Raw genomic sequence first — 14,889 nt, forward strand, 5'->3', positions numbered from 1 at the left:
CGCAGCCCGAGTCCTAGAACACTCGGGCAATTGCGATCGCGCGCCTGTGTGGATAGGCGGCGCATCGCGCGAATGGAGACGTGGACGTTGCAGGAAAGAAGTGCTTTCCAGGAATTTCGGGCCGCGGCGGTTGCTATGACGCCGCTGATCGTCGCGGTCATGCCGGTCGGCCTCGTGTTTGGTGCGGTGGCGGCGAGCAAGGGACTTGCGCCGGCCGAGGTGGCGCTGATGAGCGCGCTGGTCTTTGCCGGCGGGTCCCAGTTCGTCGCGATGGATATCTGGACGCATCCGGCGTCCTGGGCAGCGCTTGGCTTTTCGGCGCTGCTCGTCAACATCCGCCATGTGCTGATGAGCGCTTCGATCGGCGGCAAGCTCGATAGTTTCTCCGGCCCGGCGCGCTATGCCTCGATGCTGCTTCTGGCCGACGAGATCTGGGCCATGGCCGAGATGCGGGCGAGCAACGGCAAGCTGACGCCTGCCTGGTATGCGGGCCTTGCGGTGCCTTTCTACTGCCTTTGGGTGCTGACGAGCCTTGCGGGCGCGTTGCTTGGGGCCTTCCTGGGCGATCCGAAGGTTACCGGCCTCGACTTTGCGTTCCCCGCCGTCTTCATCGTGCTGGTCATGGGGTTCTGGAAAGGACGGGAGACGGGTGCCGTTCTGGCGGCTAGCGCTTGTGCTGCCGTGCTCACGCATCAGTTGCTGCCAGGTGTCTGGTACATCGCTGCCGGGGCTGCGGCCGGGGTCGTGGTCGCGCTTCTCTCCGGTGCACGCAAGGAGGCCCATGCATGACCGTCGATCCAAATACACTGCTTGCCATCGTCGCCATGGCGGTTGCGACGATCGCGACCCGCATCGGCGGCCTCGTGCTGATCCGGTATGTGACGATCGGGGAAAGCCAGAAGCGCGCACTGGAGGCGATACCGCCGGCCGTGCTGATGGCGGTTATCGCGCCGACGGCTTTCGTGACTGGCCCGGCGGAAACGATCGCCGCTGCCGCGACGGCCGTGGCCGCCATGCGGCTGCCGCTCCTGGTATCGGTCGCCGTCGGTGTCGTCTCGGTAGCGCTGCTGCGCCTCGTGTTCTGAGAGGTTTGTGCTGGCGCGGCGCGCTTCAGCGAAAAGGCACGTGCCATTTGAAATTGAGAGCGGGCTGGGAAACCGCAAACATTTTTCCCAGCCCGCTCCGGCCGCCCCCACGGAACCCTAGTGTTCTTCGTACTGGGTGAAGGATGGATCGGCGAGATCGGTGAAGCGCGTGAATTCCGACTGGAAGGCGAGTTTCACGGTACCGGTCGGTCCGTGACGCTGCTTGGCGATGATCACGTCGGCCGTGCCCTTCACCTGCTCCATCTTCATCTTCCATTCTTCGTACTTCGGGTCGAACTCGTCGCGCGGCTCCAGGTTCTTCACGTAGTATTCCTCACGGAACACGAAGAGCACGACGTCGGCGTCCTGCTCGATCGAGCCCGATTCACGAAGGTCGGACAGCTGCGGCCGCTTGTCTTCGCGGCTTTCGACGCCACGGGAGAGCTGCGAGAGCGCGATGATCGGAACGTTCAGCTCCTTGCCGAGCGCCTTGAGGCCGGTGGTGATCTGGGTGATTTCCTGCACGCGGTTGTCGCTGGATTTGCCCGAGCCGGTCATGAGCTGGATGTAGTCCACCACCAGGCAGTCGAGGCCGCGCTGGCGCTTCAAGCGCCGGGCGCGGGCGGAAAGCTGGGCGATCGAGATACCACCGGTCTGGTCGATGTAGAGCGGCACCTTCTGCATCATCTGCGAGCAGGCGACGAGCTTTTCGAAGTCGGCCTCGGAGATGTCACCGCGGCGGATCTTCGAGGAGGAGACTTCGGTCTGCTCGGAGATGATACGGGTGGCGAGCTGTTCGGACGACATTTCGAGCGAGTAGAAGCCGACGACGCCGCCGTTCTTGGCCTTGAACGAGCCGTCCGCCTGGACTTCCGGCTCGTAGGCCGCAGCAATGTTGTAGGCGATGTTGGTGGCAAGCGAGGTCTTGCCCATGCCGGGGCGTCCGGCAAGCACGATCAAGTCGGAACGCTGCAGGCCGCCCATCCGGCCATCAAGCGACAGGATGCCGGTTGAAATGCCCGAAAGGCTGCCGTCGCGCTCGAAGGCCTGGCCGGCCATGTCGATGGCGAGCGCCACGGCGTCGTTAAACGACTGGAAGCCGCCGTCGTATCGACCGGTCTCGGCAAGTTCGAACAGACGGCGCTCGGCGTCTTCGATCTGGCCCTGCGGAGGCATGTCGAGCGGCGCGTCATAGGCGATGTTGACCATGTCCTCGCCGATGGTGATCAGCGAACGGCGCAGCGCCAGGTCATAGATAGCCCGACCATAGTCTTCGGCGTTGATGATCGAGACGGCAGCGCCGGCAAGGCGCGCAAGATAGGTCGCGACGGTCACGTCGCCGACCTTCTCGTCGGCCTTGAGGAAGGTCTTGATGGTGACCGGGTTCGCCATCTTGCCCATGCGGATGATGTCGCCGGCGACTTCGTAGATCTTGCGGTGCAGCGGCTCGTGCAGATGCACCGGCTTCAGGAAGTCCGACACGCGGTAGTACGCGTCGTTGTTGACGAGGATCGCGCCAAGCAGCGCCTGCTCGGCCTCGAGGTTGTTCGGGGCCTCGCGGTAGTGCTGGTCCGCCTGATCCTTGCCGATAGGGGATAGCTTTCGCGACGCTTCGTTCATTCGTTTATCTCTGCCTCTGTCTGGTGTGGCACCGGTTTGCGTTTTAGCGCGGGCCGGGTCAAGTGCACGAGGGACACAGTCGCGAAGCGACGTCACCGCGCCCGGCGCTGTTCCCGTTGTTCGACTGATCCACAGGCGGGGGCTCGCAAATGTGCGGATTATGCCGTCGTCACAAATTTGGTCGTTGACGCCGCGAATCACCCGAACCTTCCCGACGAAACGAAGTGTAGCGCCGTCCTCCTCTGCCTCAAATCCGCATCTTGAAAATCCACCGCATTTGGATTAGATAGAGGCAGAATAATTAGCATGCTAGTAATATGGAAAAGATATCAATGTATCAGCCCACCGTGAACCGCGAACTGTTCGATGCCCTGTCGCTGCTCAATCGCAAGCTGCGCGCCGTGTTCGATGCGCGGGTGAAGGAGAAGGGACTGACGCTGTCGCGCGCCCGCGCGCTCTTCGCCTTGACGAAGAAGGATGGCCTGAACCAGCGGGAGCTCGCCGACGAACTCGACATCGAGACCCCGACACTGGTGCGCCTGCTCGACGGCATGGAGAAGCAGGGCTTCATCGAGCGGCGGGTCGAGGTCTCCGACCGACGCGCCAAGCAGATCCATATGACCGAACTCGGCCGCACCGTTGCCGACGAGATCCTCAGGCTTGCCGACGAAATCCGGGCCGAAGTGCTGCAAGGCATCGACGCAGCCGAGCTTGCCGTGACAAAGCGGGTGGTTCGTGCGATCGCCGACAATGTTCAGTCGCTGGCGCGGGAGTGACGGCGATGGGCGCAGTCGCGACGGCCGCCGCAAACGACAATCGCCTTGCCTCCGAGCTTGAGGTCGCGGAGGCCGTCGACGAGGACCAACACGGAGAAACCGTTATTGCGCCGGAACCGGCGCCAACCCCCGTGCCGGCCCCCGTCGAGAAAGGTCTGTTGCTTTCGGCGGTCTATGTCCTGGGCTCCGTGCTCCTGTTCCTGACGCAGGGGCTCGGCATGAACCTGGCGCTCGCCAACCTTACGCAGGTCCAGGGCTCGCTTTCGGCGACCTCCATCGAAGCCGGCTGGCTCTCGGCGGCCTACATGGCGCCGAATGTCAGCCTGTCGATCGCGCTGGTGAAGATCCGCGCCCAATACGGGCTGCGCCGTTTTGCCGAAATCAGCATCGCCGGTTTCGTCGTCGTCTCGCTGATGAACGTCTTCGTTTCCGATCTGCATTCGGCGATCGTCGTGCGCTTCATCAGCGGCATTGCCGCCGCACCGATGTCGACGCTCGGCTTCCTCTACATGCTCGAAGCCTTTCCGCCGGCGCGCAAGCTGACCGTCGGGCTGGCGCTGGCGCTCACCTGCACGACGATTTCCGCGCCGATCACCCGCCTGATCTCACCGACCTTGATCGAATATGGCCAGTGGCATGCGCTCTACACGCTGGAAATGGCGCTGGCGCTGATCGCGCTGCCGATCATCTACCTGCTGCCGCTGACGCCGGTCCCGCATGCCAAGGTTATCCAGCGCATGGATATCCTGAGTTACCTCCTCGTCGCCGTCGCCTTCGGCTGCCTCGCCGTGGTCCTGACCATGGGGCGCCTCTACTGGTGGTTCGAGGCTCCTTGGCTCGGCGTCCTGCTGGTCGTCTCGATAGCGACGCTGACGACCGCGGTGCTGATCGAGCTTTATCGCCCGGTGCCGTTGATCGACGTGCGCTGGATCGCTTCGAAGGAGATCGTGCACTTTGCCGCCGTTCTCTTGATTTTCCGGCTGGTCGCCTCCGAACAATCGACTGTTGCTGCGAACTTCTACCAGCAGCTCGGTCTCCAGTTCGAGCAGGTCGCAACCCTCTATTGGATCATCCTTGCTGCGGCCATCGGCGGCGGTCTGCTTTGCGCCGCGCTGATGAATCCTGAACATGCGGAGCGCGTGCATATTCTGGCACTCGGCCTCCTGGCGGCCGGCGCCTACATGGACAGCCAGGCAACCAGCCTGACACGGCCGGAGCAGATGTATCTGAGCCAGGCGATGATCGCGTCCGGAACGGCGCTCTTCCTGCCGCCGGCCATGGCGCGCGGCTTCAAGGCGGCGCTCGCCAAGGGGCCGAGCTATATCCTCAGCTTCATCGTGATCTTCCTCTTTACCCAGAGCATCGGCAGCCTGATCGGCTCCGCCGCCTTCGGTACCTTCGTCACGATCCGAGAAAAGTTTCATTCCAACCTTCTCGCGGAACAGATCGTGCTCTCGAACCCTCTGGTTGCCCAGCGCGTCAACCAGCTTTCCGCCGCCTACGCCAAGGTGATGGGCGACAAGACCCTGCTCGGCGGCGAGGGCACCGTGTTGTTGTCACAACAGGTGACCCGCGAAGCTTACATCCTCGCCTACAACGACGCCTTCCTGCTTGCCTCGGCGGTCGCGCTTTTCGCGCTCGCCGGGCTGCTGCTGCACATCTTCTACAACTGGCTCAGGCAGAGATTGTCCGCTCCTGCGCCGATGCCGGCCACCTGATTGACAGAGTTGACGACCATGTTGAAATCCTTGCGCTCTCCCACGAGCATCATCGTTCTTCTCGCCGGCATCGCCGGTATCGCCCTTGTGCTCTACGCCTGGCGGCTGCCGCCGTTCCACAGTTCGGTGGAATCGACGGAGAATGCCTATGTGCGCGGCTTTGTAACGATCATGAGCCCGCAGCTTGCGGGCTATGTCGCCGACGTTCCGGTGCACGACTACGAGACGGTCAAGGCCGGGCAACTGCTGGTCAAGATCGACGACCGCATCTATGCGCAGAAGGTGGCGCAGGCGGAAGCCACGCTTGCCGGGCAGAAAGCCGCACTTGCCAATTCCTTTCAGCAGGAGCTTTCCGCCAAGGCGGGCATCGCCGCCAGCCAGGCGCAGCTCGATAGTGCCAAGGCTGCCTTCAATCGGGCCCGGGCGACCTGGGACCGCATCCGCCCGCTCGCGGAAAAGGGTGTTTCGACCCGCAGTGATGCCGACCAGGCGCGTGCAGGCTTTGAGCAGGCCGACGCTGCCGTGAGCCAGGCAGAGGCCGGGCTGGAAGTGTCGAAGCAGGCGCTGGCGACGACGCTTGGCGCGCGTGCCGGATTGCAAGCCGCGGTGAGCGGGGCGGAAGCGGCCGTCGAACTCGCGCGAATCGATCTCGACAACACCCGCATCGTCGCGCCGCGGGACGGCCGTCTCGGTGAGATCGGCGCGCGGATCGGTCAATATGTGACGGCCGGCTCGCAACTCCTGGCGCTGGTGCCGAACGACGTCTGGGTCGTCGCCAATTTCAAGGAAACGCAGCTCGACGGCATGAAGGCGGGCCAACCCGTCGCCATCGCGGTCGACGCGCTGCAGCGGAACGAGCTGACGGGGCATATCGAGCGGTTCTCGCCCGCCGCCGGTTCGGAGTTCAGCATCATCCGTCCGGACAACGCCACCGGCAACTTCACCAAGGTGGCCCAGCGCGTCGGCGTGCGCATCGTCGTCGATCCCGGCCAGCCGCTGGCGGAAATGCTGTCGCCCGGCCTTTCGGTCGTCGTGCGCGTCGACAAGGACGCGCCGGTGCGCGTTGCACCGGACCAGGCGAACATCGGTGTCGCGCCTGTTGCCGCCCACGGATAAGACGGCCGAGGCCCACAGAGCCATTGCCAGAAACGGCCGCGCAACCAAGAAAAAAGCCCGGATCGATGATCCGGGCTTTCGCGTGTCGAATGGCCTTTAAGGCTTATTCTTCTTCGCCTTCGAATTCGGCTTCCGGGTTGAAGAAGTCTTCCGGCTTGAGGGCGTCTTCGTCAACGCCGTAGATGGCGTCGGCCGAGGTCAGGCTTTCGCCCTTTGCCTGGCGACCGGCTTCTTCGGCCGAACGGGCAACGTTGACTTCAACCGAGATCTCGACTTCCGAGTGCAGGTGCAGCGTGACCTTGTGCAGGCCGATCGACTTGATCGGCTGGTTGAGGTCGACCTGGTTGCGGCCGACGTTGAAGCCTTCGGCAGCGAGCACTTCGATGATGTCGCGGGCAGCAACCGAACCGTAGAGCTGGCCGGTTTCGCCAGCCGAGCGGACGATGATGAACGACTTGCCGTCGAGCTTCTCGGCAACAGCCTGGGCTTCCGACTTGCGCTCGAGGTTGCGGGCTTCGAGCGTCGAACGCTCAGCTTCGAAACGGGCCTTGTTGGCAGCGTTGGCGCGCAGCGCCTTGCCGAGCGGCAGGAGGTAGTTACGGGCAAAGCCGTCGCGAACCTTTACGGTTTCGCCCATCTGGCCGAGCTTGGCGATACGTTCGAGAAGAATGACTTCCATGTTGGTTTCCTTTCAGAGTTCCAGTTCGTTGGTCAGTTTTTTCCAACCGGCGTGACCGCGATGGTGCGTCGCGTATCGATCAGGCCGGACAGGAGGAAGAAGAATGCCGGGATCGTGAACACGAGCACCGACAGGTATGCAATCCACAGCACGGGAAGCCGCCAGGACTTGCCGCGTGTGCGGAAATGGAAGGAGGCGAAACCGGCAAGCAGGAAGCCCGCGCCGAAGGTTCCGCAGATCAGCGCGCCGATCGTTGCGGGTGCGCCGCCGAGGAAGGTGAGGACCAGGCCGCCGAGAAAGATGAAGATCGCGTTGCGGTGCATGCGCAGCGTCGACGGAATGTCCTCGCGCGGGCGCAACGACCGGCCGGACATCTGCACGATGCGGGTGGCGAGGTAGTAGGCGGTAAACAGCATCAGCACCCAGATCGCGCCCTGGACGAGCGGCAAAGCGAGGGTGAAAAGCGACTTGATCTGGGCGATGGCAGCCGCATCCGGGTTGTAGGCGCTGTCCTGCGCCTTCACGGCCTGAATGACGATATCGACCATGCGATCGGAGATATCGGCTCCATAACCGACGATCACGCCGACGATGATCATGCCGACAGTCACCAGACCGGCGAGATGGCTGAGGATATCGGAGAGCGGATACCAGGCAAGCGCCTCGTCCGGGCCGCCGAGTTCGGACGCCGGGCGGGCGAGATTGGCGAGATGGCTCAGCCAACCGGCCGGGATCAGCGTGACAACGAGGATCAGCAGCGCGAAGTAGGGCGAAACGAGAACGGCACCGGTGGCACCGGCCGTGACGATCGCGGTGATCGCTGCGGCATTGCCCCAGCCGAGGCCGGCAATCAGGATTGGAAGTGCCGAAGCGGCATAAAGGACGATCGCAAGAGACGACTGCGTATTCGCGCCCATCGACAAGAGGGCGGCGGTAAAGCCGGCGAGAACGCCGGTCAGCAGCGATGTCCTGTTCACATTCGTCACGTTCGCTGTCCTGCTTCGTGCAGTTAGGGGATGGCCAAAGCGCAGCCCCAGCATGGGATTTTGGCGCATCGCGCCGGTTCCGATCCGCGCCCATCGCGGAAGGGAGAGAAAGAGGCGCTCACCTTAGGGGAGCGCCTCTCCCAACAAGTCGGGTTCCGTCGAGTCAGAAGACTGACGGAGAGTCAGCCGTTCTTAGGAAACGACGTAGGGCAGCAGGCCGAGGAAGCGTGCACGCTTGATCGCCTGGGCGAGTTCGCGCTGCTTCTTCTGGGAAACGGCCGTGATGCGGGAAGGAACGATCTTGCCGCGCTCGGAAATGTAGCGCTGCAGAAGACGGATGTCCTTGTAGTCGATCCGCGGAGCGTTTGCGCCCGAGAAGGGGCAGGTCTTGCGGCGGCGGTGGAACGGGCGACGAACCGGAGCGGAAGAAACTTCAGCCATTGTCTTAATCTCCTAAAGCTTCTTGATTACGCGCGGTCTTCGCGCGGACGGCGCGGGCGGTCTTCGCGGTCGCCACGGTCCGGACGCGGACCACGGTCGCCGAAGCCACGCTCCGGACGGTCGCCATCGCGGCGCGGACGGTCGTCGCGGTCGCGCTTCTGCATCATGGCAGACGCGCCTTCCTCGTGCTTCTCGACGGCGATCGTCATGTAGCGCAGGATGTCTTCGTTGATGCGCATCTGGCGCTCGATTTCGTGAACAGCCGCTGCCGGAGCATCGATGTCCATGAGAACGTAGTGAGCCTTGCGGTTCTTCTTGATGCGGTAGGTGAGGGACTTCAGGCCCCAGTTCTCGACGCGACCGACCTTGCCGCCGTTTGCTTCGAGCACGCCCTTGTACTGCTCGACGAGACCGTCGACCTGCTGCGGCGTGATGTCCTGGCGGGCCAGGAATACGTGTTCATAAAGAGCCATTGTGGCTTGCCTTTCTTGCGTTAATCAGCCCGGACCTCGGCGGCTAAGCCTCAACGACTGTTCTTAGTGGCTGCAGGCAGCCGGCAAGAAAGTGTTGTATCGAGACGGTCGAGAGCGGAGACACGGGAGGCCGGAAAGACGTGCAATCCTAACGGCTCCCCTCGAGGAAGCCGGCCCTCCGTTCAGCCACCAGCCAGAAGACCGGGCATTTCGAACAGCGCGCTTATACGCATTTTTCCGCGGAAGGCAAGGCTTGCCGCGTCTTTTCCGCTTTCTACGCCAGCCCGTTCACCTTTTTCCATTTGCGCAGGCGGCCGTGGGCGTTGGCATAGGGAGAGGAAGTATTGAACTGGATCATGCGTCCGAGCGTGAATTTTCCGTACCATGGCCGCCCGTAAAGCGTCCGCTCGTCGCGATCCCTGATGAGTACCTCGAGCGTCTCCTTGCTGCGCCTCAGTCTGGCGACAAGCTCGCCCGGCGAAAGAGCGTGGAAGTCCGCATAGAATTTCTGCGCAAGCCGTCCGAGTTCGTTCCATTGATAGCCCGTCTCGGGGAAGTCGACCAGCTCGCCGCGCTGATCGCGATCGATCCATTTGATCACGAGTTCGCCCCAGCCGATGAGGTAGGCGACGAGGTCGCCGACGCTCATCATCGTGCCCTTGGCGTGGCCTTCGAGCGACGGTTCGCGGTAGCGCTCGTCAGGAACCCGTTCCAGCTCGCGCATCAGCCTGGCGAACTGGACGTCGATCGCCGCAAGCAGTTCCGCTTTCGTCTGGGGTACCGGCATCGACGATCTGGTCTCACGCTCAGATCGGCATCGGGTAGATCCGGTGCAGCCGCCGGATCCCGTTCACGATGTCCTGCGACAGCGTAAGGTCGACGGCGCCAAGGTTGGTCTTCAACTGCTCCATCGAGGTTGCGCCGATGATGACGGAAGCCATGAACGGCCGCGCCAGGCAGAAGGCGATGGCCATCTGCGCCGGATCGAGGCCGTGCTCGCGTGCCAGTTTGACATAGCCTTCGACGGCCGGTTCCTGGTGCGGCGTGAAGCGGCCGCCGAGATCGCCGTTGATCGAAAGTCGCGAGCCCTTCGGCTTCGCGCCATCGAGGTACTTGCCGCTTAAGAGGCCGGCGGCGAGCGGCGAATAGGCGAGCAGGCCCACGTCTTCGTGGTGCGACAGCTCCGACAGGTCGAGGTCGTAGGCGCGGTAAAGCAGGTTGTATTCGTTCTGGATCGAGGCGACGCGCGGCAGGCCATGACGCTCCGCCATGTCGATGAACTTCATCGTGCCCCAGGCCGTTTCGTTGGAGAGGCCGATGGCGCGGACCTTGCCGGCTTTCACGAGGTCGCCGAGCTTGTCGAGGATTGCCCGGAGGTCACTCGCGACATGATCCTTGTCCTGCCTGGACGGGTCATAGGACCAGGCATTGCGGAAATGGTAGTGGCCGCGGTTCGGCCAATGAAGCTGATAAAGGTCCACATAATCGGTCTTCAGCCGCTTGAGGCTGGCGTCGATCGCCTGGTCGATGCCCTCGGGTGTCGTCGGGTTGCCGTTGCGGATATAGGGGCGGCCGGGGCCGGCGACCTTGGTCGCAACGACGACCTCATCGCGCCGGCCGCGCCTGGCCAGCCATTCGCCGATGAAGCGTTCCGTGTCGCCATAGGTCTCCGGCGAAAGCGGGGTCGTGGGGTAGAGTTCGGCCGTGTCGATGAGGTTGACGCCCTTTTCGAAGGCGTAATCCAGTTGCTCGTGCGCCTCGGCGATGGAGTTCTGTGAACCCCAGGTCATGGTGCCCAGGCAGATTTCCGAGACCTTGATGCCGGTGCGGCCAAGCGTGTTGTAGCGCATCTAGATAAGTATCCTTGTGAAGGGCGGCGCCGACCTGGGAGGGAAGGGGCGCTGGCACCGGGAATGGAGCGGTCGCCTCGACCCTGGTGATCGGGTAGGGCAGAGCGACATCGGGCGGCAAACTTACGCCTTGATTGTCGAAGATCAAGGGCAAAAGGCCTCGTCGGCCGTGTCCGTGCCGGCCTCCAAGCTTGACTCGTCGGTAAGGAATGTGAATGGAGAGGAAGCCGGAGATGTATGGTTTCTGCCTGCATCCCGCTCTAACTCATAAGAACCGATCACTAGGATTTCGTGTCGCGCCGACCCGAAATCCTAGTGATCTAGGGAAGGGACGATCCCATGAGCATTGCATTCACGTTTCCAGGCCAGGGCAGCCAGGCTGTCGGCATGGGCAAGGATCTGGCCGACGCTTTTCCGGAAGCGGCAGCCGTCTTTGCCGAAGTCGATGAAGCACTCGGCCAGAAGCTGTCCGAGATCATGTGGAACGGCCCCGAGGAAACACTGACGCTGACTGCGAACGCCCAGCCGGCGCTGATGGCCGTATCTATGGCCGTCATTCGCGTGCTCGAAGCCAAGGGCCTCGACCTAAAGTCCAAGGTTTCCTTCGTCGCCGGCCATTCGCTCGGCGAATACTCGGCGCTCTGTGCCGCCGGTACCTTCTCCATTGCCGACACGGCGCGTCTCCTGCGCATCCGCGGCAACGCCATGCAGGCGGCGGTTCCCGTCGGCAAGGGCGCAATGGCGGCGATCATCGGCCTTGAACATGCGGATGTCGAAGCCGTCTGCCGCGAAGCCTCCGCGCTCGGTTCCTGCCAGATCGCCAACGACAATGGTGGCGGCCAGCTGGTGATCTCCGGCGAGAAGGCTGCCGTCGAGAAGGCCGCAGCACTCGCTTCCGAAAAGGGCGCCAAGCGCGCTCTGATGCTGCCGGTCTCTGCCCCCTTCCATTCCGCGCTGATGGCGCCGGCTGCCGACGCGATGCGCGAGGCGCTGGCCAAGGTCGAGAAGCGTAATCCGGTGGTGCCTGTCATCGCCAACGTGCTCGCCGCCCCGGTCAGCGATTCCGACGAGATCGCCCGGCTGCTGGTCGAGCAGGTCACCGGCCAGGTCCGCTGGCGCGAGACGGTCGAATGGTTTGCCGCCAACAATGTCACGACGCTTTATGAACTCGGCTCCGGCAAGGTCCTGACCGGGCTTGCCCGCCGCATCGACAAGACCGTCAACGGTATCGCCGTCAATACGCCCGCCGATATCGACGCAGCACTCGCCGCCTTGCTCGCCTGAGCGAACGCCTAGGCGCTCCAGTTATAAGGAATCAAAGAGATGTTTGATCTTTCCGGCCGCAAGGCTCTCGTTACCGGTGCATCCGGTGGTATCGGCGAAGAAATCGCCCGCATGCTGCACGCCCAGGGCGCGACCGTCGGTCTGCACGGCACCCGCGTCGAAAAGCTGGAAGCGCTTGCCAACGAACTTGGCGATCGCGTGCAACTCTTCCCGGCAAACCTTTCCGACCGCGCCGAAGTCAAGGCGCTGGGCGAGAAGGCCGAAGCCGAGCTTGGCGGCGTCGACATCCTCGTCAACAATGCCGGCATCACCAAGGACGGTCTCTTCGTGCGCATGAGCGACGAGGACTGGGATGCCGTTCTCGAAGTGAACCTGACGGCCGTGTTCCGCCTGACGCGCGAACTCACCCATCCGATGATGCGTCGCCGTTTCGGCCGCATCGTCAACATCACCTCCATCGTCGGCGTCACCGGCAACCCCGGCCAGGCGAACTACTGCGCCTCCAAGGCCGGCATGATCGGCTTCTCCAAGTCGCTGGCCCAGGAAATCGCGACGCGCAACGTCACGGTCAACTGCGTGGCTCCGGGCTTCATCGAAAGCGCGATGACCGGCAAGCTCAACGACAAGCAGAAGGACGCGATCATGGGCGCGATCCCGATGAAGCGGATGGGCACCGGCGCTGAAATCGCTTCGGCGGTCGTTTACCTCGCTTCCAACGAAGCGGGCTACGTCACCGGCCAGACGATTCACGTCAATGGCGGCATGGCCATGATCTGATCCGGTTTCCGGGATGGGCCGCCCGCCGAGATTGTGCGGTGGGCGATCTTCAACGTCCCGGGACGCCGCCTGCCAAATGCCTGAAATTCAATGTTGAGCAAGCGAATGACAGGCATTTTCGGACTTTGCGACAGCGTTAAACCGTGTTAATCGGGCCATGACTGTTAGCAGTCGACCGGTCCCGCCAGGTGCCCGGCAGCCTTGGCTGCCTTGGGTTTGCCGCAGTTCCGGTTGGATGGATTGCCGGGTGGGCCGTCTTGGTCTATCAGGCTTACAGAAGAGTACCGGTGCCGGAATAGGCGCCTACAGAAACGAAGGTCGAGGAACTCCGACATGAGCGATATCGCAGAACGCGTAAAGAAAATTGTTATTGATCATCTTGGCGTCGACGCCGAAAAGGTCAGCGAAGGCGCAAGCTTCATCGACGACCTCGGCGCGGACTCGCTCGACACCGTCGAACTGGTCATGGCTTTCGAAGAAGAATTCGGCGTTGAAATCCCGGACGACGCTGCTGACTCGATCCTGACTGTCGGCGACGCCGTCAAGTTCATCGAAAAGGCTCAGGCCTAATACCTTAAAGCGGCTTCGGCCGTGGACGGGCCGCCTAAAGCGGCCCGTTTCAGCCCAGGGAAGTGGGCTATCCCGCGCTGAGCGGGGATTTCGATCAGCAAGCGTTTCCCGCATATCCCTCTGATCGTGAATAAGAACCTTAAAATGGATGCCCGGATCGGGTTCGTTACACGTGGTCCGATCCGGCTCTGAAATGGAAAAGTCAGGGTGGGTCGCGGACTATGAGACGTGTCGTTATCACCGGTACCGGCATGGTATCTCCCTTGGGTTGCGGAACTGAGGCGACGTGGGCGCGCCTGCTTGCCGGGCACAATGCCGCGCGCAAGGTGACCGAATTCGAGGTCGAGGACCTTCCTGCCAAGATTGCCTGCCGCATTCCCTTCGGCGACGGCACCGATGCTACCTTCAATGCCGACGACTGGATGGAGCCGAAGGAGCAGCGCAAGGTCGATCCGTTCATCGTCTACGCGATGGCAGCGGCCGACATGGCGCTGGCCGATGCCGGCTGGAAGCCGGAGAACGATGAAGACCAGATCGCGACCGGCGTGCTGATCGGTTCGGGCATCGGCGGTCTCGAAGGCATCGTCGAAGGCGGCTACACGCTGCGCGACAAGGGCCCCCGCCGCATCTCACCGTTCTTCATTCCCGGCCGGCTCATCAACCTTGCCTCGGGCCAGGTGTCGATCCGCCACAAGCTGCGCGGTCCGAACCACTCTGTCGTCACCGCCTGTTCGACCGGCGCGCATGCGATCGGCGATGCGAGCCGCCTGATCGCGCTCGGCGATGCCGACGTCATGGTGGCCGGTGGTGCGGAATCGCCGATCTGCCGGATCTCGCTCGCCGGCTTTGCCGCCTGCAAGGCGCTATCGACCCAGCACAATGACGATCCGCAGAAGGCCTCGCGCCCCTACGATATCGACCGTGACGGTTTCGTCATGGGCGAGGGCGCCGGCGTCGTCATCCTCGAAGAGCTCGAGCATGCCAAGGCCCGTGGCGCCAAGATCTATGCGGAAGTCGTCGGCTACGGCCTCTCGGGCGATGCGTTCCACATCACCGCTCCGTCGGAAGATGGCGACGGTGCCTATCGCTGCATGCAGATGGCGCTGAAGCGAGCCGGCCTGACGGCTGCCGATATCGACTACATCAACGCCCACGGCACCTCCACCATGGCCGACACGATCGAGCTTGGCGCCGTCGAGCGCCTGGTCGGCGAACACGCGTCGAAGATCTCGATGTCCTCGACCAAGTCGGCCATCGGCCATCTGCTCGGCGCTGCCGGCGCGGTGGAAGCGATCTTCTCGGCGCTGGCGATCCGCGACAACATTGCGCCGCCGACGCTGAACCTCGACAATCCGTCGATCGAGACGAAGATCGACCTCGTGCCGCATGTCGCGCGCAAGCGCGAAATCAACGTGGCGCTCTCGAATTCCTTCGGCTTCGGCGGCACCAACGCCTCGTTGGTCCTGCGCCGCTACACCGGCGCCTGATCGCGCGCCCGGAGCGTCGCTTGAGCC

At 63.0% G+C, this 14,889-nt stretch carries 16 protein-coding genes; 9 read left to right on the forward strand and 7 right to left on the reverse strand.

The genetic code is table 11. The features are described 5' to 3' along the window. The first annotated feature begins 135 nt into the window (after window positions 1-135). On the forward strand, window positions 136-789 hold the full coding sequence (locus IB263_RS05800; protein ID WP_060580970.1) for an AzlC family ABC transporter permease: 654 nt from the start codon (window positions 136-138) through the stop codon (window positions 787-789). Continuing rightward, the gene (locus IB263_RS05805; RefSeq protein ID WP_034803985.1) at window positions 786-1,085 is read left to right on the forward strand and encodes an AzlD family protein; all 300 of its coding nucleotides are present in this window, start codon (window positions 786-788) and stop codon (window positions 1,083-1,085) included. The genes IB263_RS05800 and IB263_RS05805 overlap by 4 nt, the downstream gene beginning before the upstream one ends. Before the next feature lie 117 nt (window positions 1,086-1,202). On the opposite strand, the gene IB263_RS05810 is transcribed toward IB263_RS05805, so the two are convergent. Beyond that, window positions 1,203-2,705: a replicative DNA helicase gene (locus IB263_RS05810; protein ID WP_043611355.1), complete on the reverse strand. Its 1,503-nt coding sequence runs from the start codon at window positions 2,703-2,705 to the stop codon at window positions 1,203-1,205. A 332-nt stretch (window positions 2,706-3,037) separates the two neighbouring features. Between IB263_RS05810 and IB263_RS05815 the strand changes: the two genes are divergently transcribed. From IB263_RS05815 to IB263_RS05825, 3 genes are read left to right on the forward strand one after another with little or no spacing between them, the layout of a single operon-like run. After that, the gene (locus tag IB263_RS05815) at window positions 3,038-3,481 is read left to right on the forward strand and encodes a MarR family winged helix-turn-helix transcriptional regulator (RefSeq protein WP_034803983.1); all 444 of its coding nucleotides are present in this window, start codon (window positions 3,038-3,040) and stop codon (window positions 3,479-3,481) included. A gap of 5 nt (window positions 3,482-3,486) precedes the next feature. Beyond that, on the forward strand, window positions 3,487-5,199 hold the full coding sequence (locus IB263_RS05820; protein ID WP_192437898.1) for an MFS transporter: 1,713 nt from the start codon (window positions 3,487-3,489) through the stop codon (window positions 5,197-5,199). Between the two features lie 18 nt (window positions 5,200-5,217). Beyond that, window positions 5,218-6,315: an HlyD family secretion protein gene (locus IB263_RS05825; protein ID WP_060522120.1), complete on the forward strand. Its 1,098-nt coding sequence runs from the start codon at window positions 5,218-5,220 to the stop codon at window positions 6,313-6,315. 103 nt (window positions 6,316-6,418) lie between these two features. Here IB263_RS05825 and rplI read toward each other — a convergent pair whose 3' ends face one another. The 6 genes from rplI to IB263_RS05855 all read right to left on the reverse strand — a co-directional run bounded on the left by rplI (window position 6,419) and on the right by IB263_RS05855 (window position 10,744). Then, on the reverse strand, window positions 6,419-6,994 hold the full coding sequence (gene rplI, locus IB263_RS05830; RefSeq protein ID WP_034803982.1) for a 50S ribosomal protein L9: 576 nt from the start codon (window positions 6,992-6,994) through the stop codon (window positions 6,419-6,421). 32 nt (window positions 6,995-7,026) lie between these two features. Continuing rightward, window positions 7,027-7,980: a membrane protein gene (locus IB263_RS05835; protein WP_034803975.1), complete on the reverse strand. Its 954-nt coding sequence runs from the start codon at window positions 7,978-7,980 to the stop codon at window positions 7,027-7,029. A 192-nt stretch (window positions 7,981-8,172) separates the two neighbouring features. Then, window positions 8,173-8,421: a 30S ribosomal protein S18 gene (gene rpsR, locus IB263_RS05840; RefSeq protein ID WP_025426448.1), complete on the reverse strand. Its 249-nt coding sequence runs from the start codon at window positions 8,419-8,421 to the stop codon at window positions 8,173-8,175. 26 nt (window positions 8,422-8,447) lie between these two features. After that, on the reverse strand, window positions 8,448-8,894 hold the full coding sequence (rpsF, locus tag IB263_RS05845) for a 30S ribosomal protein S6 (protein WP_034803973.1): 447 nt from the start codon (window positions 8,892-8,894) through the stop codon (window positions 8,448-8,450). 274 nt (window positions 8,895-9,168) lie between these two features. Continuing rightward, window positions 9,169-9,681, reverse strand: coding sequence for a ClbS/DfsB family four-helix bundle protein (locus IB263_RS05850; protein WP_060580932.1), 513 nt, complete (start codon window positions 9,679-9,681; stop codon window positions 9,169-9,171). A gap of 19 nt (window positions 9,682-9,700) precedes the next feature. Further along, on the reverse strand, window positions 9,701-10,744 hold the full coding sequence (locus tag IB263_RS05855) for an aldo/keto reductase (protein WP_060580931.1): 1,044 nt from the start codon (window positions 10,742-10,744) through the stop codon (window positions 9,701-9,703). A 339-nt stretch (window positions 10,745-11,083) separates the two neighbouring features. On the opposite strand from IB263_RS05855, the gene fabD reads away from it, so the two are divergent. From fabD to fabF, 4 genes are all read left to right on the forward strand, one after another. After that, window positions 11,084-12,028 carry an ACP S-malonyltransferase gene (gene fabD, locus IB263_RS05860; RefSeq protein WP_089043928.1) on the forward strand — a complete coding sequence of 315 codons (945 nt, stop codon included), beginning with the start codon at window positions 11,084-11,086 and terminating at the stop codon, window positions 12,026-12,028. A gap of 39 nt (window positions 12,029-12,067) precedes the next feature. Beyond that, a complete protein-coding gene (gene fabG / locus IB263_RS05865) occupies window positions 12,068-12,805 on the forward strand; it encodes a 3-oxoacyl-[acyl-carrier-protein] reductase (RefSeq protein ID WP_034803959.1) in 738 nt (245 codons plus the stop codon). Between the two features lie 333 nt (window positions 12,806-13,138). Next, entirely contained in the window at window positions 13,139-13,375 is a 237-nt protein-coding gene (locus IB263_RS05870; protein ID WP_003531676.1) for an acyl carrier protein, read from the forward strand. A gap of 221 nt (window positions 13,376-13,596) precedes the next feature. Continuing rightward, window positions 13,597-14,862 (forward strand): beta-ketoacyl-ACP synthase II, encoded by a 1,266-nt coding sequence (gene fabF, locus IB263_RS05875; protein WP_034803942.1) that lies wholly within the window; start codon window positions 13,597-13,599, stop codon window positions 14,860-14,862. Window positions 14,863-14,889: the final 27 nt, after the last annotated feature.

Source organism: Ensifer sp. ENS03 (genome assembly GCF_014852035.1).
Lineage (GTDB): Bacteria > Pseudomonadota > Alphaproteobacteria > Rhizobiales > Rhizobiaceae > Ensifer > Ensifer adhaerens.

What these genes read in the sequence shown, in the direction of transcription:
- IB263_RS05815 (WP_034803983.1), top strand. Translation starts at nt 3,038, where the DNA reads ATGTATCAGCCCACCGTGAACCGCGAACTGTTCGATGCCCTGTCGCTG.
- rpsR (WP_025426448.1), bottom strand. Translation starts at nt 8,421, where the DNA reads ATGGCTGAAGTTTCTTCCGCTCCGGTTCGTCGCCCGTTCCACCGCCGC.
- rpsF (WP_034803973.1), bottom strand. Translation starts at nt 8,894, where the DNA reads ATGGCTCTTTATGAACACGTATTCCTGGCCCGCCAGGACATCACGCCG.
- IB263_RS05870 (WP_003531676.1), top strand. Translation starts at nt 13,139, where the DNA reads ATGAGCGATATCGCAGAACGCGTAAAGAAAATTGTTATTGATCATCTT.
- fabF (WP_034803942.1), top strand. Translation starts at nt 13,597, where the DNA reads ATGAGACGTGTCGTTATCACCGGTACCGGCATGGTATCTCCCTTGGGT.
- IB263_RS05820 (WP_192437898.1), top strand. Translation starts at nt 3,487, where the DNA reads ATGGGCGCAGTCGCGACGGCCGCCGCAAACGACAATCGCCTTGCCTCC.
- fabD (WP_089043928.1), top strand. Translation starts at nt 11,084, where the DNA reads ATGAGCATTGCATTCACGTTTCCAGGCCAGGGCAGCCAGGCTGTCGGC.
- IB263_RS05825 (WP_060522120.1), top strand. Translation starts at nt 5,218, where the DNA reads ATGTTGAAATCCTTGCGCTCTCCCACGAGCATCATCGTTCTTCTCGCC.
- rplI (WP_034803982.1), bottom strand. Translation starts at nt 6,994, where the DNA reads ATGGAAGTCATTCTTCTCGAACGTATCGCCAAGCTCGGCCAGATGGGC.
- IB263_RS05805 (WP_034803985.1), top strand. Translation starts at nt 786, where the DNA reads ATGACCGTCGATCCAAATACACTGCTTGCCATCGTCGCCATGGCGGTT.
- IB263_RS05810 (WP_043611355.1), bottom strand. Translation starts at nt 2,705, where the DNA reads ATGAACGAAGCGTCGCGAAAGCTATCCCCTATCGGCAAGGATCAGGCG.
- IB263_RS05855 (WP_060580931.1), bottom strand. Translation starts at nt 10,744, where the DNA reads ATGCGCTACAACACGCTTGGCCGCACCGGCATCAAGGTCTCGGAAATC.
- IB263_RS05850 (WP_060580932.1), bottom strand. Translation starts at nt 9,681, where the DNA reads ATGCCGGTACCCCAGACGAAAGCGGAACTGCTTGCGGCGATCGACGTC.
- IB263_RS05800 (WP_060580970.1), top strand. Translation starts at nt 136, where the DNA reads ATGACGCCGCTGATCGTCGCGGTCATGCCGGTCGGCCTCGTGTTTGGT.
- fabG (WP_034803959.1), top strand. Translation starts at nt 12,068, where the DNA reads ATGTTTGATCTTTCCGGCCGCAAGGCTCTCGTTACCGGTGCATCCGGT.